Consider the following 18,360-nt stretch of genomic DNA (forward strand, 5'->3'; position numbering starts at 1 on the left):
TTGAGCGACGACTACCAAAACTTCTCATGCCCGTTCTTTCTCATGCCCGTTCGGACTGAGTCGCGGCGAAGCCGCGTATCGAAGACGCGCCTTCGATACGGCCCTGCAGGGCCTACTCAGTCCGAACGGTATGGAATTCATCCCTAAGCTGGATCATGCAAATTTTCAATGAAACTGCGCCAGCCCTCGCCATCATCCACGATGGCCACCGTCACCCCATCCAGCGCCGTCTTGCCCAGCAGCAGGCGGCCACGCGGGCTGGCGATGAGCGCTGCCGGTTCGCACACGCCGTCCACGCCGATGTTCTGCCGCACCCACTCCGAGGGCTTGCTCACCCAGGCGCGCTGGGCGATCTGCTCGCGGGTGATCACCCGCAGCGGCAAACCATGGGTGGCGCAGAAGGCCAGCAGGCCGGGCTCCTCGGCCTTGAGGTCGATGGTGGCGACTTCGCGCACCTGGGCCAGTGTGGCGCCGGGACATTGCTGCAGCGCCTGCGCGACGGCCGCGCCGATCTGCTCGACCGAGACCAGCTTGCGGCAGCCTATGCCCAGCACCAGCGGCTTGACGGCTTCGGTGGCGGTGGTCACGACCGGCTGCGCGCCCGTCAGCTGCGCCACCCGATAGGCCAGGCTGTTGGCCCCACCCTCGTGGCCAGCCAGCATCGAGATGGCGAAGCGGGCCGCTTCATCCACCACCACCACGGCCGGGTCGCTGTGCTTGTCCTGCGGCAGGCCGTCGAGGAAACGCACGGCGATGCCGGTGGCACCGATCATGATCCACTGGCGATGGCGCCGGTAGGCCAGCGCGAACTGCTGGCGCTGCGACTGCGATGTGCCTGCCTCGCTATTGAGCCAGGGCTGGTACAACTGGCCACCCAGCCTGTCCTGCAGGTACATGGCCAGCGGCGCGGCTTCGACGCGCACCGGCCACAGGCCGAGTTCAGGCAGGGCGACCGGCGGGTTCATGCGGCGTCCTTGTTCTTCTTCACCACGCGGAACAGATGCGTGAAGTCCTTGGAATAGAGGCTGGACTCGGCCACCTGCGCCTTGTCCAGCGCCGCGCCCACCAGCATCATGGTGGTCAGGTTCCATTCACCGCGCTTGTTCTCTTCCAGCACGCGATCCAGTTGTCCCTGGTAGACGCGCTGCTCGGGCCAGGTGGCGCGATAGACCAGGGTCACCGGGGTCTCGGGCGGATAGTGCAGCAGCAGGTCGGTGACGATCTTCTTCAGGTGCGGGCCGGAGAGGAAGATGCACATCGTGGCGCGATGCGCGGCCAGGGAGGCGATCGATTCGGATTCCGGCACGGCCGACGCGCGGCCGGAGACGCGGGTCAGGATCACGCTCTGCGATACCTCGGGCTTGGTCAGCTCGGCCGAGACCGCAGCGGCGGCTGCCGTGAAGGAGGACACCCCCGGCACCACCTCGTAGGCGATGCCCAGCGCGTCGAGGCGGCGCATCTGTTCGGCGGTGGCGCCATAGATGGCGGGGTCGCCGGAATGCAGGCGCACGACGTCGATGCCCTGCTCCCGGGCGCGTTCATAGCAGGCCTGTTGCTGTTCCAGGTCGAGCGCGGCGGTGTCGATGATCTCGGCATCGGCGCGACAATGTTCCAGCAAGGCGGTGGGCACCAGCGAACCGGCATACAGCACCATCTGCACCTGGCCCAGCAGGCGCGCACCGCGCAGGGTGATGAGGTCGGCCGCACCGGGGCCGGCGCCGACGAAATAGACTTTCATGCACTTCCTTTCAATGATGCGGGCGGGCGATGGCGCTGCGCCTGCGCGGACTTGCGGATCAGCAGCACGGCCAGGTAGCCGCTGGCCTCGGCCGCATCGAGCGTACTCAGGTCGCTGGCCAGTACCTCGCCTTCCAGGCCGATGCGGCGGGCAAAGCCGCAGTGTCGGGCGATGTCCATTTCACGCAGCAGGTCCAGGACCCACGGCAGGCGCGCGCCGACCTTCATCAGCACGACGATGTCGTGGCTCTCGATCTCGGCACGCAGGGTGGCGGCGTCTTCCGGGCAGGGCAGGATCAGGGTGCGTTCCTTGCCCACGCCCAGCGGCCATTCCAGCGCCGCGGCAGCGGCCGCGTAACTGGTGATGCCGGGCAAGGTGACACAGTCACATTGCGGATAGAGGTCGCGCACGGCCGCCAGCACATAGCCATAGGTCGAGTAGGTCAGCGCATCGCCGATGGTGAGGTACACCAGTCGCTGACCGGCGCGCAGTTGTGCCGCCAGCTGCTGGCCCAGCTGGGCGTAGTGTTCTTGCAGGACCTGGCGGTCGGGGTCCATGTTGAACTCGATCTCGCGCAGGCGGCTGCGGTCGAACTCCACGCCTTCCAGGCATTGCAGGGCGACCGACAGGTCGGCGCCACGCGCCCGGGGAATGTAGATCAGGTCGGCGCTGCGCAATGCGGCCAGCGCCGCCAGCGGCAGGTAGCCAGCCGGGCCGGGGCCGACGCCGATGCCGGTCAGGCGGCCGGGGCCGGTCTTGGGATCCGTCATGCCAGCGCTCCCAGATGACGACCGTCGAGGTCGAACAGACGCACTTCGATGCGCGAGACCGCAGGTACGCGGGCCTGCGCCAGCGCGGCGATGCGGGTCTCGATCCCGCTCCAGAGGCGGCGCGAGAGCGCGGCATCCTGCTGGCGGACCAGCTCTATGATTGCTTCCACCGTATTGGCTTCCTTCATCTGCTGCAACAGCGCGGGGGGGAACAGCTCGCCCTCGCCTGCCGCGTTCATTTCTTGCGCCACGCGGGCCACGCCCTGCATGGCCATGTTGCTCTTGCTGGAGTGGGTGTCCCACACGCCATCCAACACCTTGGCCAGCTTGCCGGGATGGCCGGCCAGCCACAGCAGCGGCAGCCTGCGGCCCTCTTCGCTCAGGGCCTGCTGCGTGAAGTCCAGCGCATCACCGAGGAAATTGGCGATCTGCACGCTGCGCTTGTCGGGCAGGCCCAGGGTCTGCGCCACGAAGACGCGACCGATCTTGCCCGGCAGGTAGGCCACGGCATCCCCCTCATCGTCACCGGGCGTGCAGGCTGCCAGCGCCACGCGGATATAGACCTCGATGGAGGCGATCCAGGAGGCCATCGACATCGGTTCGACGATGCCCGAAGTCCCCAGGATCGAGATGCCACCCACGATGCCCAGCTTGGGATTGAAGGTCTTGGGCGCGATGGCCCGGCCTTCGCGGCAGCCGATGTGCAGGTCGAAGCCGGGCATTTCGGCCGGGCCGGGTTGCAGTTCCTGCCATACCTCGGCGACGGCAGTGCGCATCATGGCACGCGGCACCGGGTTGATGGCGGGCTCGCCGACGGCCACGCGCAGGCCGGGCATGGTGGCCGTGCCTACGCCTTCGCCGGCGAAGAAGCGGACTTCGCCGAGCGCATTGCGCCGCACCTGGGCGACGATGGTAGCGCCATGGGTGTTGTCGGGATCGTCGCCGCCGTCCTTGAGGACTTCGGCTTCGGCCATGCCCTCTTCCACCATGCGCACCGCCTTGACCGGCACACACAGGTAATGCCGGCCATCGGGCAGGCTGACGTCGGTCTGTTGCAGCGTCACGCCGCCCAGCAGGCGATAGAGCGCGGCGCGCACCGCCGCCGTGGCGCAACTGCCGGTGCTGCGACCACGTCGCAGACCATTGGGGGCGAGCACGGCCAGGTCGTATTCGGCGCGTTGCAGTTCGCCCGGGTGGTCCATCACTGCACGCCTTCGACTTGTGCTTCCTGCTGCACCAGCCAGGCGATGGCATCGATCATCAGGGCATTGACCACGCTGGCGGCCCAGGGCGAGCCGCCCCGGGTGCCGCTGTTGGTGATGCGCGGCACCTGCAGGCAGCGGCGCAGCTCGTCCTTGCTTTCGCGGGTGCCGACAAAGCCGACCGGCAGACCGATCACCAGTTGCGGGCGCCAGCCGTGTTCGCGGATCAGGCGCACGGCTTCGGTGATGGCGGTGGGCGCGTCGCCGATGGCCAGCACGATATCGTTGCCGAACTTCTGCCAGGCGCGCCGGATGCCGGCCGCCGAGCGGGTCATGCCCAGGTTCTGGGCCATCAGGTGTGACTCGGGATCATGCACGCCGCACCAGGTCTCCACGCCCAGCTGTTCCAGCACGGCGCGCTTCAAGCCGGTCTGCACCATGGTCACATCGGTGACCACGCGCTTGCAGCGCAACAGGGCTCTCATGCCGGCCTGGGCGGCACCGGTCGAGAAATAGATTTCATCGGCCACGGCGAAGTCACCGCTGGTATGCACCAGGCGCTGCAGCACGGTCAGGTGCTCCGGCGGGAAGCCGCTCCAGTCGCGCCCGGCCTGGATGATATCCATGCTCTCGGCCTCGATGGGATGCGGCACGTAGGGCGCGGTGCGCGCCGGTATCGCCGCCGACTGGGCGCGGGCAGTCAGATCACGCACCTGCAGATGATGGGCGCGCTGCGGCTCGCCGACTTGCTGTTCGAAACCGACGATCTGCACGCGGTACTTGCACAGGGTGCAGTTCATTGCGGCGCGGCCTTCGACGGCCTCGCGGGCGCGCTCCAGCATGACATCGGCCACATGGGCGTGCACGCCCAGGTAGGCGGCCTTGAGCACTTCCACGCCGGGCTCGCGCGCGGCCTGTTCGTCGGCGGCGGCATAGATGCGCTTGAGCAGCACGCCATCGAAGAGGAAGAACGGCAGCACTACCAGGCGCTGCCAGCCCTGGCCGGCGGCCAGCGACAGGCCTTCGCGCACTAGCGGTGTGGCCGTGCCCGAGAAGCAGACCTTGACGCCGCCGAAGCCCATCCCTTCCTGCACCATGCGGGCCAGCTTGGCGATCTCGCCATTGGCGTCGGGGTCCGTGGTGCCACGGCCGACCAGCACCAGGCAACTGTCCTGGCGGTGGATGATTTCCTCGGAGGTGGCCTCGGCCTCCACCACCCGTTGCTGCACCAGTTGCAGCAGCAACGGATGCAGGTCCATCGGCGCGCCGAAGTGGAAATCCACCTGCGGGTAATCCCGCGCCAGGGCCAGCAGTTCGGCCGGCATGTCGTTCTTGGCATGGCGTGCGCCCAGCAGCACGCCGGGCACCACGGACACCTCGGTGGCCCCCTCGGCCACGCAGGCGGCGGCGGCCTCGGCAATGGTGGGGGCGGCGAATTCCAGATAGCCGTGGCGCACGATGCGCCCCTGGGCGCGCTGGCGCACCAGTTCTACCAGCGCCTCGAATTCGCGCAGGGAATCGGGGTCGCGGCTGCCGTGGCCGGCGATGACGACCGCCGACCTGGTCCGCTGCGGGGTGAGCTCCCTCATGCCTCTCCTCCTGCCGCTGTCGGCGGCGGTTCGATCTGGCTGGCCATGGGGGCCAGGGTACGGATGAGCATGATGCTCATGTCGCTGAATTCGACATCGGCGCAATCGGCCAGCTTGCCGTGCCATTCGGCGTCGCCCCGGGTCAGGTTTTCCCAGACCTCGGTGGGGTGATCGGGACTGACGCCCTGCTGCAGGAGATAGCTGGCAATGTGGCGCGGCATGAAGGAACGCGCCGCGTCCCAGGGGCAAGGGATGACGATGGCATTGCGACCGTCATTGAGGACATGCACCAGATGGCGCTTGAAGGGCTCCAGGTCGCCACGGCGGTGGAAGGTGATGAAGGTGGTCTCGTCAAAGCAGACGCGGGCGCGGGAGGCCAGGATCTGGGCCGAGGAAATGCCCGGCAGGGTTTCCACCCGGTGGCCGCAGGCACGTTCCACGCGTTCCAGGTACTGGAAGCCGCTGAAGTGGATGTCGCCCATGAAGACCACCACGCAGCGCTTGCCGGCGTGGTGCAGGGCCGCCACTTCGTCGAGCTTGGCGACCTGGTCGCGGTAGCCCATGAGCACCACCCGGGCGCTGGCGGGGATCAGTTCCTTGACCACGTCCACCACGGCGTTGAAGCCGGCCACCACGTCGGCGTTGCGGATCAGTTCGGCGCCGCGCAGGGTGAGATAGGAGTGGTCGCCGGGGCCGGCGCCGATACAGATGATCATGGTCTTTCCTTTCAGCGCTTGCCCAGCTGGGCGCGCACGGTCAACGCCAGGGCGTCGCCGGTCAATTGTTCCAGGGTCAGGCAAGGCGCACCCAGCGCCTCGGCCAGTTGGGCCGCACGGCCCAGGCGCAGGTAGCCCGATTCGGTATCAAGCACCAGCGCCGGTATGGCTTGCGCGGCCAGGTTGGCGGCCGCTTCCAGGGTCTGCGTCCAGGCGTCACCCTGGCTGCCGGGCAGGCTCACATTCGCCTTGCCGTCGGACAGGATCACCAGCAGCGGCGGCAGCTCATCGCTGGCCTGGCTGCTCTGCTGCAGCAATTGCGCCGCCAGTTGCAGCGCGTGCGGCAGTGGCGTGCGTCCACCGGTGGGCAGTTCGCGCAGGCCCTGCTCGGCCAGGTCGGCACTGCGGGTGGGGGCCAGCAGCAGTTGCGCCTGTTCACCACGGAAGCCGATCACGGCCAGTTGGTCGCGACGCTGGTAGGCGTCCGTCAGCAGCGCCAGCACGGCGCCCTTGACCGCTTCCATGCGGCGCTGCGCGGCCATGGAGCCGGAGGCATCGACCACGAAGACGATCAGGTTGGCGCCCCGGCCGCTGCGCACCTGGCGATGCAGGTCTTCGCGGGCGACCTGCAGGCGCTCGCCGCCCTCGCCCGCCAGGGCGCCCCGCACGGCGGCGCTGCGCAGTGTAGCACCGACGGCCAGGCGGTCCGGATTGGCGTCCGGCACGGCGCGCAGGGCGCTGCCCCGGCTGGCGTCGGCCACCGCGCTGCGGCGGCCGCTGGCCGTGGAGGCCGAAAAGCTCGTGGTGGGCGTGACCACGCTGATCTTGCGGGCCGGACCGGCGGCGCCGATGGCGAAGGTCTGCTGGGCACCCTCGCCTTCTCCATTCTGTTGTTCTTGCTGCTCTGGCTGCTCTTGCTGATCCTTTTGATCCTGCGGTTCTTGCCCTTCCTGTTCATCCGGGGCGGTATCGGGTGGTGCGCCTGCGCTGTCCTGGCCCTCCCCCTGCGCCTGTCGCGCCTGATCGACCAGATCGTCGAGCTTGTCCTGGTCCATGCCGCTCTGTTCGAAAGGCTTGCGGCGACGGCGGTGTGGCAGCACCAGGAGCGCGGCGGCGCGCACGTCGTCGGGCGTCACGCGCTCACGGGCCTGCAAGGCGGCGATGGCGCGGGCGGTCTTGTGCATGACGATGTCGGCACGGAGGCTGGCCACCTCGAACTCGCAGCAGAGATGGCTGATCAACTCCAGCATGGCGTCGTCCAGCGCCACGCCGGGCAGCAGGCGCTGGGCCTGGGCCACCTGGGCGCGCAAGGCATCCTGCTGGGCCTGCCACTGGCTGGTGAAGGCCTGCGGGTCGGCTTCGTAGGCGATGCGTCGGCGCACCACCTCGGCGCGTACTGACTTGTCGGTGGGTGCCGTCACTTCCACCATCAGGCCGAAGCGGTCCAGCAGTTGCGGGCGCAGGTCGCCCTCTTCCAGGTTCATGGTGCCGATCAGGGTGAAGCGGGCCGGATGGCTGACCGACAGCCCTTCTCTCTGTACCGCATTGACGCCCATGGCGGCCACGTCCAGCAGGACATCAACCAGGTGATCGGCCAGCAGGTTGACTTCATCGATGTAGAGGATGCCGCGATGGGCCGCCGCCAGCAACCCCGGCTGGAAGGCGCGCTGGCCGCCCTGCAGGGCTAGTTGCAGGTCCAGCGAGCCCAGTACGCGGTCTTCGGTGGCGCCCAGCGGCAAGGTGACGAAGGGAACCTCGGCCAGCGTGGCGGTGGGTGGCTCCTGCGCGCTGCAGACCGCACAGACCGCAGCGGGCTGGCCGGGCGCGCAGTTGAAGGCGCAACCGGGCTTGCGCAGGATGGCCGGCAGCACCTGGGTCAGGCCGCGTGCGGCGGTGCTCTTGGCGGTTCCCTTGTCGCCGCGCGCCAGTACGCCGCCGATGCCGGGATCGACCGCACACAGCAGCAGCGCTTCTTTCAGCAGGGGCTGGCCGACGATGGCTGAAAAGGGATAGCCGGGATGGTGGTGGGCTGCGCTCATTGCATGTCCTTGGTGTGTTCACTGCCACGCACGGTTTCGCCACGGGCTTCGAGCAGGGTTTCGCTGTGCAGGTAGAGGGCGCGCAGTCGCTCCAGTGTCTGTGCATCGGGCTCTTGCCACATGCCGCGACTGGCGGCTTCCAGCAGGCGCTCGGCGATGGCGTTCTGGGCCCAGGGGTTGGCCTGTTCCAGGAATTCACGCATGGCCGGGTCGAAGCCATAGGTCTCGGCCAGTTGCTGGTACATCCAGTCGTCCAGCACCTGGGCGGTGGCGTCGTAGCCGAACAGGTAATCGACGGTGGCTGTCAGTTCCAGGCCGCCCTTGTAGCCATGGCGACGGATGCTGGCCAGCCACTTGGGATTGACCACCCGGGCGCGGAAGACGCGCAGGGTTTCTTCCTTCAGGTCGCGCACGGCGGCGCGTTGCGGGTCATGGCTGTCGCCGAAGTAATGGCGCGGCTGCTGGCCCGACAGGGCGCGGATGGTGGCGATCATGCCGCCGTGGTACTGCAGGTAGTCATCGCTGTCGAAGATGTCGTGCTCGCGATTGTCCTGGTTGTGCAGGGCCACCTGCACCCCGGCCAGGCGCTGGCGGAAGGCCTCGCGCCGGTCGGCGCCCTGCACCTTGCGGCCATAGGCGAAGCCGCCCCAGTTGATGTAGGCCTCGGCGAAATCGGCCTGGTCCTGCCAGTTCTTTTCCTGGATCAGGGGCAGGATGCCGGCACCGTAGCTGCCGGGCTTGGCGCCGAAGACGCGGTAGGCCGCCTGGGTGGCGGCCTCGGCCTGGCCCAGCCCGGTTTGCAGGCCCTGCTGCAGATCGCGCAGGTAGTGCTTGCGCACGAAGTTCATGTGCTCCGGCTCGTCGGCGGCGATGGCCAGTTGCACGGCGTCGTCGATGAGTTCGATCAACTGCGGGAAGGCGTCGCGGAAGAAGCCACTGATACGGGTGGTGACGTCGATGCGCGGGCGCTGCAATTCTTCCAGTGGCACCAGCTCGACCCCGGCCACCTGCCGGTTGCCGGCGCGCCAGAGGGGGCGTGCGCCCATCAGCGACAGAATCTGGGCGACATCGTCGCCGTGGGTGCGCATGGCGCTGGTGCCCCAGATGCTGATGGCCACGCTCTCGGGGTAGTCGCCGCTTTCGCGATGATGGCGCGCCAGCACTTCACGCGCCAGTTGCTGACCCACGCGCCAGGCCGATTGCGAAGGGACGCTGCGCGGATCGACCGAATAGAAATTGCGGCCGGTGGGCAGGATGTGCGCCATGCCGCGCGTGGGCGAACCACTGGGGCCGGCCGGGATGTAGCCACCACGCAGGCCGCTGAGCAGGTTGCCGATTTCTTCGCTGGTCTGGTGCAGGCGCGGCACCAGTTGTTCGCAGGCGAAGGCCAGCACGCGGCGCAGCCCGCTGGCCTGGTTCAGCGTCGTGTGCGCGGCCGGGGGCGTGGTCCGCCTCACCGGCGCAGCCGATGGGCGGGCCAGCGCGCGCATGCCGCCCAGCACGCTGCCGGCGCTCTTGCCCTGGGCGGGTTGCAGGCGTGGTCGCTGCTCGGGACTGGCCTGCTCCAGCGTCGCGAAAACGGTCTTGAGTACGCTGTCGATGGAGTGGACGGCGAAGTTCTGCTGCTGCAGGGCCTGCATCAGCGCAAGGCACAGGGCGTCGATGGCCTCCAGCGCATCGGCGCGGGTGACGATGGCGCGACCGGCGCAACGGGCCAGGGCGTCGTCGATGTTGAGGCGACGGCCCTTGTGTTCCAGCAGCATGTCCAGCGACAGGCCGAACAACCGGGCCACCTCTTCCTGCAGACCCGGCAGGTCCTGGTTGGGCAGGCGGACCAGGGCCACCAGCATGTCGGGCATCTGTGCCTGATCGGGCATGCGGCCGAGGATGTGCAGGCCGTCGCGGATCTGCGCCGCGCCCAGTTCGCAGAGGTAGCCGTCCAGGTCTTCGATCAGGTGAGCCACGCCGGCGCCATCCAGTTCGGTCAGGGCGTGCGGGAGTTCGCCGTCTTCGTGCGGGTGGTCGTGATCGTGGTGCTCATGATCATGGTGAGCATGATCGCCATGATGGTGATGATGGTGAGCATGTCCATGGCCGTGATCGTGGTCATGATCATGGTCGTGATGCAGCAGCTTGTACTGCAGGTCGGTATCCAGGTTGGTCTGCCGCACCAGCTCCCAGATCTGCTGCTGCAGCAGCGGCAGCTTGGCGGGGTCCAGCACTTCCACCTGGTAATACTCGTCCACCAGTTGCGTCAGCTCCGCCAGGGCGCCATAGCTGTCGGCGGTGGTCATCGGCGGCGTCAGGTGGTCTACCACCACGGCGTGGGCGCGGCGCTTGGCCTGCGAGCCCTCGCCGGGGTCGTTGATGATGAAGGGATAGAACAGCGGCAGGTCGCCCAGCAGCGCATCGGGGAAGCACTCCTCGGACAGGCCCACGCCCTTGCCGGGCAGCCATTCCAGCGTGCCGTGCTTGCCGACGTGGACGATGGCGTCGGCGCCCCACTCTTCGTCCAGCCAGCGGTACAGGGCGTAGTAGTGATGGGTGGGCGGCAGGTCGGGCTGGTGGTAGATGGCGTCCGGATCCATGCCATAGCCACGGGGCGGTTGCAGGGCGACGAAGGCATGGCCCAGGTCGAGGCCGGCGATGGCCAGGTGCTGCTCATGCACATAGGCCTGGCCGGGCGCGGCGCCCCACTGGCGCTCCATCCTGGCTTGCAGGGCCGAGGGCAAGGCCGCGAACCATTGCGCGTAACGGGCGGCGGGAATGCGGGCGGCGGCGCGGCGCAACTGGTCTTCGGTGAGCAGGATGTCGTCGTAGGAACAGCGGTCCACCAGTTCATGGATCAGCGCGGTACCGCTGGCCGGCAGGTCGGCGATGGCGTAGCCGTCGGCCTGCAGGGCGCGCAGCACGGCCATCAAGGACTCCGGTGCGTCCAGCCCGACGGCATTGCCGATCTGCGCGGCCTTGCTGCTGGAATTGGTGAAGATGAAGGCGATGCGCTTGTGCGCATTGGGCGTGGTGCGCAGGCGCACCAGCCGCTGCGCCAGGCCGGCGATGCGATGCACGCGGTCCGGCAGCGCCCGGTATTGCACGGCGCCATTGTCGGTGACTTCCTTGAAGGATAGCGGCACGCCGATGAGGCGACCATCGAACTCGGGCAGCACCACGTTCATGGCGGCGTCCAGCGGGTTCATGCCGCGCGTGGAGTTCTGCCACTGGTCTTGCGTCATGCCGCTGGTGATGGCTTGCAGTACCGGCAGGTCCAGCTGCTCCAGTACCGAGACCGACCAGCCGGCCGGAGTGACGCCACCGGCGGTGATCTCGCCCATGGCAAAAGAGGTGGTGTTGATGATCAGGTCCACCTGGCCGGCGCCGAAGTATTGCAGCGCGGGTGGCAAGGCGGCGCCGCTGGAGGCCGACACCCGCAGCGAGGAGGTGAACACCGGCAAGACATCCAGGCCGCGTGCTTCCAGCGCGGCCACCAGTGCGTCGATGAAACCGGTATTGCCCGAGAGCCAGTGCGCCCGGTAGAAGATGATGCCCACGGCCGGCTTGCCGGCGGGTGCGCGGGCGCGCAGGGTCAGCCAGTCGGCGATGCCGGCATCCTGCTCCAGGTCGGGATGGTAGAGGCCGTGTTCGGGGAGTGCCTGCGCCGGTGCATAGCCATAGCCACTCAGCAGCAGGCGGTCGGACAGGCAGCGCAGCATCTGCGCCAGGTTGACGCTGCCGCCGCCGTTGAAATAGGCCAGCGCCTGCTGCTGCGCATCGACCGGCGCGGTGGAGGCGGCAGCCAGTTCGGCATCGGGCTCGCCGGTGCCGGACAGCAGGATCAGTTGCCGGCCCTCGGCACGCGCCACGCGCAGCAGCTCGGGCAGGCCATTGACGGCGCCCAGGCGGCCAAGGATACGCAGCACGATCACCTGCGCTGCCGACAGCTCTTCGCGCAGCATGTCGGCCAGGGTGCGGCGGGGCTGCCCGTGTTCATCGGTGTCGGCATGCAGGCCTTGCAGGTCGTAGCCGGCCACCGGGGGAAAGTCCGCCGGCAACTGGCTGCGGGCGGCGGCCAGCATGGCCAGGTCGGTCGGGGCGTGGGTGAGCAGGACGATCTGCGGGCGGCCGGCTGAGGTCGCTGAAGTGGCTGATTCAGACATCGCTGCGCTCCGGTTCGGGATGGACGTCGCCGCTGCCCAGGCGATGGAAGACCAGGTCGCTGACTTCGCGTCCGCCTTCGAGGTGTTCCACCACCACGCGCTCGATGGCGCTGGCGTCTTCACAGCGATACCAGACGCCTTCGGGATAGACCACCACCACCGGCGCCTGGGCCTTGCAGGCCACCATGCAATGGGTGCGGGTGCGCTTGACGCGCAAGTCGGGACGGGCGTCGATCTGCTCGCCCAGGACGCCGAACATGGCTTCGGCCAGGACACCGTTCTCGGTGCAGCGCGGGCCGACGCACATGAGCACGTGGCGGTGATGAGTTCTCATTGCTTCACTTTCAGAGGCGCCGCGACGCGATGGGCGTTGGCCGGACAGCCAACGCCAGACGGTTCAACCGAATCGGCGGTAGAAGAAACCGGTCAGGCCGCCCAGGGCCAGCCAGAACACGGCATTGGCCATGGCGGTGGCGCGGATGAAGGCTTGCGCCAGCTCTTCCGGCGCGGCACTGCCATGCAGCTCGGGTTGCGGCGCGCCGACCAGGTGCGGCACCACCAGCAGCAGTACCGCCAGGACCTTCCACCACCAGCCACGGCCGAACACGAACAGCCCCAGGCTGGCAGCGGTCATGACCGCCGTCATCACCCACCACAACTGACGGGCGTGCAAGGGCGCGGCCAGGGTGCCCGGCACTTCCGGCGGCAGGCCGAGCGAGGGCGCAACGAAGAACACGCCATAGCCGGCCAGGCCCCACAGCAGGCCGCTGCGCCAGCCGACGCGGCGACCGCTGATGGCAAAGGCGGCCACCAGCATCAGGGCGAAGCCGACTGCCATGCTGACGTTGGCCAGCACGGTATAGCCGGTGCGTTCGGCGCCGTCAGCCGGCTCCCAGGCGTTGGGGTCGTGCTCATGTGCATCGCCGTGACTATGGGCCGGGGTGCCGGCCGCATGCTCATGCGCCGGGGCGGCGTCATGATCATGGTCATGGGCGGCGGAGGCGGCCGGAGCAGCCTCTTCGGCCGCTTTTTCATACTGCTCGGCCTGGAGGATGATCTTTTCCACCTGGAATTGCTGCACACCCGACAACAGCACGCCCGACAAGGCGCCTGCCACCACCACGGCCGACGCCATGCGCCGGAAGACGGTCCAGTTCATTGCACGCTCCTCAATGGCAGGGGAAACCGGCCGAATGGCGCCCGTCGTGGGCGGCATTGTGCAGCTCGACCTTGGAGGCGAAGCCGGCACCGTAGATCAGGGCCACGCCCAGCACAAAGGCCAGCAGCGACGGGGCGATGCGATCGCGCCAGACATGGCTGCCGGCGTGGGAGGATGAAGTGGTGCTGCTGGCATTGAGACCCGAGGTGGTGGACATGCGCGTTCCTTGGCTGGATGGATGGAACGGAGAAAGCCACACGTGAAGCACCCATGCACGATCCGGTCGTCCACGGACGACGCTGGCCAGGGCCTGCTCGGAAACATGATGGAAGCTGTCCGCATGATCGCCCTCCGCGAATCATTGAAGAATTTGCTACTGGCCGGTCTCCGGGCTGGCGGGATGAAGTCTCAAGGTCTGAGGCTTCGCGGACAGGCGCCTTCCCATGCTCAGGCACAGTGGCGTAGTGCGTGTCCTTCCTCGCTTACCGTTGCGGGGGCAGCGCCGGCATTGGCCGCACGTGGTCGCGTGGGCCGCACCGGCTTCCCGTTTGAATCCCTGGCGCGGCTGCGCGCGGGATACCAGAAGCAATGCTAGGGGCGAAGTATAAAGGCGGGGGCCCGGTTGGGCAACACGGCGCTCAGCGGGCCGGCTCGGTCGTGGCTGGCGGCGGGGTGGCCAGTTTGTAGTAGAGATGGAGGTCGCCGCCCATGCCGAACGGAATACGTCCCACGAAGACCGCGCGGAGCTGCCTGCCGCTCCGTTCTCCGCGCGGTTCCATCAGGCAGAGGTAGCGCTGGCCCAGGTGGCTCAGCAGGGCGAAGGAGGCCTCCTGAGGCCGCTGCACGGTGGACGCTGCCTCCGCGCCGAGGGCGATGGCGCGGTCGATGTAGCCGCGATGGGAATTGACGAACAGGTAATCACCAGCGCCCGGGTTGCCGCTGGCATAGCCGATGCGCCAGCGGGAGTTGTCGCCATCGGGCAGGTAGAGGCGGTAGGGCGACAACGGGCCCTGCTCCAGCATCTGCGCCCGGCCGGCGATAGGGTCGACGCCGACCCGGCCGTGGCCGATACGGTCGACATTCAGACAGGTATCCAGCACCACATCCGGCAAGGACGGGGCGGCCGGACTGGCCACCATGCAGATGAACAGCAGGGCCAGTGGCACGGAACGCCGCAGCGGTACGCACCAGCGACAGACAGCGTAAAGGCAGGAGGTGCAGCGGGTGCAGCGGGTGCAGCAGGTCAAGAACTGGCTCCAAGATCGTGCAACAGGACGGCACTGGCACACCCAGCCCCGGATTCGCCGCCATCGTTGCAGATGTGAATTTTCTTTCATATCAGAAAATTCTGAATGAACATGAGGAAAGCCTGCCTGACCAGATGGATGCCACGCCTAACGCCCTGAACGCGGCTCCCGGATGATGCCCTCGAACAGTTTCAGGGCCACGAAGTGCCATTGCGCCGACTCGACATCGTAGAGCGCGACCTGGTTGATCGGCGCCCCCGGCCGCGCCGTGCCGGGGATGCGGCGGATCGCCTGCAGCGCCTGGCGATGGCGCTCGACGTGGCTGGCGGCCAGTATGCGGGCGTGAGATTCGGCATGGGCGAACAGGCCGGCCTGCTCCCACAGGCGTTCATGGCATTCCAGCACCGGCAACTCGATGCGCAGGTGGATGGCGTCGATCAGCTGCGAGATGGCGGCGCTGTGGGCCGAGGACAGGCGCAGCAGACCGCCATCCCGACGCACCACCAACTGGCCGTCGTGCGCACCCCAGGCCACGTGCAGGCAGTAGGGCAAGCGTTCGGGCTGGTAGATCAGTAGTTCGTCAGGGCTGAAGGCGGAGGCTGCCATGACCTCGTAGCGATCGGGAGCCAGGGCGTGCCAGGCGGCGTCGATGCAGGCCTCAAAGGGGGAAAGGTAGACCACCATGGCATTGGTGCCGGGCCCGTTGTCGTGATTGCGGGTCCGCTCGCACATCACCTGGCAGAGGCCGTCGGCACTGGCCAGGCCGGTGGCGCGTACCAGCACGTATAACGGCGTAAGGGTCTGGAGCATGTGCCGGCGCTGACTGCGACGACGGCCGGGATGGCCCGGATGACCGGGGGCAATGGGAAGCTGATAATCATCGGACAAGGGCTGCACTCCTCTGTGGAAACGGGGGGGGTCAGCCGGAAAACCGGGATGGATGCCAGTGGGAAGTACTATCCGGGACCTTGCGCCCCACCCTGCCCGATCCGTCGGTACCTGCTGCCAAAACGGCATGTTTTCACAGATGTAAAGCACTTGACATGGGAATTGTCTGAATGAAGCAAGGTTTCAATGCAAGCCGGTGGCAGCGCCAGCGATTCAGGATTTACGCCCGTTGACTGCAGAAGCTTGCAAGACCGCTTTTCACTTCAGTTTTTACAATTTCAAGCTGAATGTTCACGAGCAATCCAGTTTACTGGGCACAGTCTCTAGCCAGCGCACGAAAAAAAGCAGGCGCGACCGTATCCGGCTGCGCCTGCAGTACGCTCACGATGCCGCGAGCCAATGAGGCACGCTGCATCGGGGCATTGATGCCTCAACGATTCTCTCCCTCCTACATCCGTATCGGCTTGTCGGAAGGGCGCGGGTTCAGTGGCGGGTCTTCCACCGGGACCGGATCGTCGTCCGGCAGCTCGGGCGGGGGCAGGTGCGGGTCGTGCGCAGGCGGGGTTTCCTGGGGCGTGTGCAGGGCGATATTCAATGGGCCTCCTTGGACGATGTCGATGGCACGCTGCTCAGCGCAACGCGTGCTCCTGGCGAAATCAGCGCTGTGCGGTGGGATTCTGGTGAGGAATCGGATCCTGCGGCGGCGTCGGGTCCAGTGGCGGGACTTCCACCGGAGGGGTGTCCTGGGGCTTGTGCATGTGATTCTCCTTGGGAAAAACGGGGGATGGGTCGACACCGGGCGCCGGCTGTTCGGGTAACACGCCATCGTCGGCGTTGGACCAGGGATCCTCGGTGCCGTCGGGTTCTACCTGGTCAGGATTCGGCGCGGTCGAAGACAGTGCAGGATCTTCAGGCTTGACACCAGCCAGGCTACCGGGCGGCCTGAGCAAGGCCGCTTCAGGCGCGGCCGACGGGTGGGAATGAGACTGTTCCATGCGATCCTCCTTGCCGGGCTGGAATGGAATAATGGAATAACTCATCTTACGAAGCCCGCGCCCCGCTCTCAGCCAGACATCGGCCGATTCCCCTGTAGGAAGGACGGAAAACATTCGACAACGGCAATAAAAAACCGCCATCCCCGATGAGGATGGCGGCGCTGAGACGGCCTGAGGATGCTAGGGCCTGCCGATTCAATCCTCCTTGAGGGCGCGGCTGACGATTTCCTGGGCTTCGGCGAAGATCTTGTCCAGGTGGGTCTGGTCGCGGAAGCTCTCGCCGTAGATCTTGTAGATGTTCTCGGTGCCGGACGGACGGGCAGCAAACCAGCCGTTGTCGGTGACGATCTTCAGGCCGCCGAAGGCCTTGCCGTTGGCCGGCGCCGTCGTCATGACTTCGCGGATCGGTTCGCCGGCCAGTTCGGTGGAACTGACATCGGCCGGCGACAGGCGCGACAGCCGCGCCTTCTGCTCGGGCGTGGCGGCGGCTTCCTTGCGGCCGTTCAGCGGCGCGCCCAGTTGCCGGGTCAGGTCGGCGTAGATCTGGCCCGGGTCGTTGCCGGTGCGGGCCGTCATCTCGGCCGCCAGCAGGGCGGCGGTGATGCCGTCCTTGTCGGTGCTCCAGGGCTGGCCGTCGAAGCGCACGAAGGAGGCACCGGCGCTTTCCTCGCAGCCGAAGGCCAGGCTGCCGTCATACAGCCCATCCACGAACCACTTGAAACCGACCGGCATTTCCAGCAGCTTGCGCCCCAGGTGATCGGCCACGCGATTGATCATCTGGCTGGACACCAGCGTCTTGCCGACGGCAGCATCGGCACGCCATGCCGGGCGATGACGGAACAGGTAGTACACCGCCACCGAGAGATAGTCATTGGCCGGCAGCAGGCCCCTGCTCTTGGCGACGATGCCATGACGGTCATGGTCGGTATCGCAGGCCATGGCCACATCGAAGCGATCCTTCAAGGCAATCAGTTCGCTCATGGCGTAGGGCGAGGACGGGTCCATGCGGATCTGCGCGTCCCAGTCCAGCGGCACGAAGCGGAAGCTGGCATCGACATCGGTATTGACCACTTCCAGGTTGAGCTTGTAGCGATCGGCAATGGCCGACCAGTAGTGCAGACCGGCACCGCCCAGCGGATCAACGCCGATCTTGACGTTGGCACCGGCGATGGCGGCCAGGTCGATGATATTGGGCAGGTCGCCGACGTAGTTGTCGAGGTAGTCGTAGCGGCGCGTGGTATCAGCCTTCAAGGCTTTTTCGAAGCTGATGCGCTGCACGCCCTTGAGCTGCTGCTCCAGATAGGCATTGGCGCGCTTCTCGATCCAGCCGGTGACATCGGAGTCGGAGGGGCCGCCATTGGGCATGTTGTACTTGAAGCCGCCGTTATCGGGCGGATTGTGGGACGGCGTGACCACGATGCCGTCAGCCAGCTTGTCGCGGTGCACGCGGTTGTGCGTGAGGATGGCATGCGAGACGGCCGGGGTGGGCGCGTAGGGGCTGCCCTCGGCCAGCATGGTCACCACTTCGTTGGCCGCCAGCACCTCCAGCGCGCTGTGCCAGGCCGGTTCGGACAAGGCATGGGTATCGATGCCGAGGAACAGCGGTCCGTTGAAGCCCTGCTCCTTGCGGTAATCGCAGATGGCCTGGGTGATGGCCAGCACGTGCCACTCGTTGAAGCTGTGGGCATTGGCGTTGCCGCGATGACCGGAAGTACCGAAGGCGACCCGGTGCGCCGGCACGGACACATCCGGACGCAGGCTGTAATAGTTCGACAGCAGCACCGGCAGGTTGACCAGGGCGGAAGGTGCGGCACGTTTGCCGGCGAGGGGATTGACGCTACTCATGGTGTCTTTTATGGATGA

General features: G+C 67.2%; 16 protein-coding genes and 1 riboswitch. All 16 genes read right to left on the minus strand.

Annotated features, from left to right (window positions below):
* Positions 1 to 143: 143 nt before the first annotated feature.
* Positions 144 to 965, minus strand: a complete 822-nt coding sequence (locus HWE04_RS04420) for a cobalamin biosynthesis protein (RefSeq protein WP_241811637.1) — start codon at positions 963 to 965, stop codon at positions 144 to 146.
* Positions 962 to 1,738: a precorrin-4 C(11)-methyltransferase gene (cobM, locus tag HWE04_RS04425; RefSeq protein WP_006713051.1), complete on the minus strand. Its 777-nt coding sequence runs from the start codon at positions 1,736 to 1,738 to the stop codon at positions 962 to 964. Before cobM ends, HWE04_RS04420 begins: the two co-directional genes overlap by 4 nt.
* The gene (cobI, locus tag HWE04_RS04430; protein ID WP_241811638.1) at positions 1,735 to 2,508 is read right to left on the minus strand and encodes a precorrin-2 C(20)-methyltransferase; all 774 of its coding nucleotides are present in this window, start codon (positions 2,506 to 2,508) and stop codon (positions 1,735 to 1,737) included. Before cobI ends, cobM begins: the two co-directional genes overlap by 4 nt.
* Positions 2,505 to 3,710, minus strand: a complete 1,206-nt coding sequence (gene cbiD / locus HWE04_RS04435; RefSeq protein ID WP_241811639.1) for a cobalt-precorrin-5B (C(1))-methyltransferase CbiD — start codon at positions 3,708 to 3,710, stop codon at positions 2,505 to 2,507. The genes cobI and cbiD overlap by 4 nt, the downstream gene beginning before the upstream one ends.
* Positions 3,710 to 5,299: a precorrin-8X methylmutase gene (locus tag HWE04_RS04440; RefSeq protein ID WP_241811640.1), complete on the minus strand. Its 1,590-nt coding sequence runs from the start codon at positions 5,297 to 5,299 to the stop codon at positions 3,710 to 3,712. Before HWE04_RS04440 ends, cbiD begins: the two co-directional genes overlap by 1 nt.
* Positions 5,296 to 6,099, minus strand: a complete 804-nt coding sequence (locus HWE04_RS04445) for a cobalt-precorrin-7 (C(5))-methyltransferase (protein ID WP_241811641.1) — start codon at positions 6,097 to 6,099, stop codon at positions 5,296 to 5,298. The genes HWE04_RS04440 and HWE04_RS04445 overlap by 4 nt, the downstream gene beginning before the upstream one ends.
* Positions 6,027 to 8,054, minus strand: a complete 2,028-nt coding sequence (locus HWE04_RS04450) for a putative cobaltochelatase (protein ID WP_241811642.1) — start codon at positions 8,052 to 8,054, stop codon at positions 6,027 to 6,029. Before HWE04_RS04450 ends, HWE04_RS04445 begins: the two co-directional genes overlap by 73 nt.
* Complete coding sequence (locus tag HWE04_RS04455; protein WP_241811643.1) at positions 8,051 to 12,208, minus strand: cobaltochelatase subunit CobN; 4,158 nt, start codon at positions 12,206 to 12,208, stop codon at positions 8,051 to 8,053. Before HWE04_RS04455 ends, HWE04_RS04450 begins: the two co-directional genes overlap by 4 nt.
* Complete coding sequence (locus HWE04_RS04460) at positions 12,201 to 12,542, minus strand: (2Fe-2S) ferredoxin domain-containing protein (RefSeq protein WP_166757936.1); 342 nt, start codon at positions 12,540 to 12,542, stop codon at positions 12,201 to 12,203. Before HWE04_RS04460 ends, HWE04_RS04455 begins: the two co-directional genes overlap by 8 nt.
* A gap of 63 nt (positions 12,543 to 12,605) precedes the next feature.
* Positions 12,606 to 13,367, minus strand: coding sequence for a CbtA family protein (locus tag HWE04_RS04465; protein ID WP_077236817.1), 762 nt, complete (start codon positions 13,365 to 13,367; stop codon positions 12,606 to 12,608).
* Positions 13,368 to 13,377: 10 nt separating this feature from the next.
* Positions 13,378 to 13,584, minus strand: a complete 207-nt coding sequence (locus tag HWE04_RS04470) for a CbtB domain-containing protein (RefSeq protein ID WP_006463938.1) — start codon at positions 13,582 to 13,584, stop codon at positions 13,378 to 13,380.
* A gap of 144 nt (positions 13,585 to 13,728) precedes the next feature.
* A riboswitch (cobalamin riboswitch) is annotated at positions 13,729 to 13,966 on the minus strand.
* 39 nt (positions 13,967 to 14,005) lie between these two features.
* Complete coding sequence (locus HWE04_RS04475) at positions 14,006 to 14,533, minus strand: hypothetical protein (protein ID WP_241811644.1); 528 nt, start codon at positions 14,531 to 14,533, stop codon at positions 14,006 to 14,008.
* A 228-nt stretch (positions 14,534 to 14,761) separates the two neighbouring features.
* A complete protein-coding gene (locus tag HWE04_RS04480) occupies positions 14,762 to 15,424 on the minus strand; it encodes a hypothetical protein (protein WP_241811645.1) in 663 nt (220 codons plus the stop codon).
* 526 nt (positions 15,425 to 15,950) lie between these two features.
* Positions 15,951 to 16,097: a hypothetical protein gene (locus HWE04_RS04485; RefSeq protein ID WP_006463942.1), complete on the minus strand. Its 147-nt coding sequence runs from the start codon at positions 16,095 to 16,097 to the stop codon at positions 15,951 to 15,953.
* 61 nt (positions 16,098 to 16,158) lie between these two features.
* Positions 16,159 to 16,497 (minus strand): hypothetical protein, encoded by a 339-nt coding sequence (locus tag HWE04_RS04490; protein ID WP_241811646.1) that lies wholly within the window; start codon positions 16,495 to 16,497, stop codon positions 16,159 to 16,161.
* A 195-nt stretch (positions 16,498 to 16,692) separates the two neighbouring features.
* Positions 16,693 to 18,342, minus strand: a complete 1,650-nt coding sequence (gene pgm, locus HWE04_RS04495; RefSeq protein WP_241811647.1) for a phosphoglucomutase (alpha-D-glucose-1,6-bisphosphate-dependent) — start codon at positions 18,340 to 18,342, stop codon at positions 16,693 to 16,695.
* Positions 18,343 to 18,360 lie beyond the last annotated feature (18 nt).

This window comes from Herbaspirillum sp. C7C2, from assembly GCF_022627865.1.
In the GTDB taxonomy this organism is placed as follows: domain Bacteria; phylum Pseudomonadota; class Gammaproteobacteria; order Burkholderiales; family Burkholderiaceae_D; genus Herbaspirillum; species Herbaspirillum frisingense.

Bases quoted from the DNA above. Each gene is read 5' to 3' on its own strand.
- HWE04_RS04420 (WP_241811637.1), bottom strand. From the start codon at position 965: ATGAACCCGCCGGTCGCCCTGCCTGAACTCGGCCTGTGGCCGGTGCGC.
- cobM (WP_006713051.1), bottom strand. From the start codon at position 1,738: ATGAAAGTCTATTTCGTCGGCGCCGGCCCCGGTGCGGCCGACCTCATC.
- cobI (WP_241811638.1), bottom strand. From the start codon at position 2,508: ATGACGGATCCCAAGACCGGCCCCGGCCGCCTGACCGGCATCGGCGTC.
- cbiD (WP_241811639.1), bottom strand. From the start codon at position 3,710: ATGGACCACCCGGGCGAACTGCAACGCGCCGAATACGACCTGGCCGTG.
- HWE04_RS04440 (WP_241811640.1), bottom strand. From the start codon at position 5,299: ATGAGGGAGCTCACCCCGCAGCGGACCAGGTCGGCGGTCGTCATCGCC.
- HWE04_RS04450 (WP_241811642.1), bottom strand. From the start codon at position 8,054: ATGAGCGCAGCCCACCACCATCCCGGCTATCCCTTTTCAGCCATCGTC.
- HWE04_RS04455 (WP_241811643.1), bottom strand. From the start codon at position 12,208: ATGTCTGAATCAGCCACTTCAGCGACCTCAGCCGGCCGCCCGCAGATC.
- HWE04_RS04460 (WP_166757936.1), bottom strand. From the start codon at position 12,542: ATGAGAACTCATCACCGCCACGTGCTCATGTGCGTCGGCCCGCGCTGC.
- HWE04_RS04465 (WP_077236817.1), bottom strand. From the start codon at position 13,367: ATGAACTGGACCGTCTTCCGGCGCATGGCGTCGGCCGTGGTGGTGGCA.
- HWE04_RS04470 (WP_006463938.1), bottom strand. From the start codon at position 13,584: ATGTCCACCACCTCGGGTCTCAATGCCAGCAGCACCACTTCATCCTCC.
- HWE04_RS04480 (WP_241811645.1), bottom strand. From the start codon at position 15,424: ATGCTCCAGACCCTTACGCCGTTATACGTGCTGGTACGCGCCACCGGC.
- HWE04_RS04490 (WP_241811646.1), bottom strand. From the start codon at position 16,497: ATGGAACAGTCTCATTCCCACCCGTCGGCCGCGCCTGAAGCGGCCTTG.
- pgm (WP_241811647.1), bottom strand. From the start codon at position 18,342: ATGAGTAGCGTCAATCCCCTCGCCGGCAAACGTGCCGCACCTTCCGCC.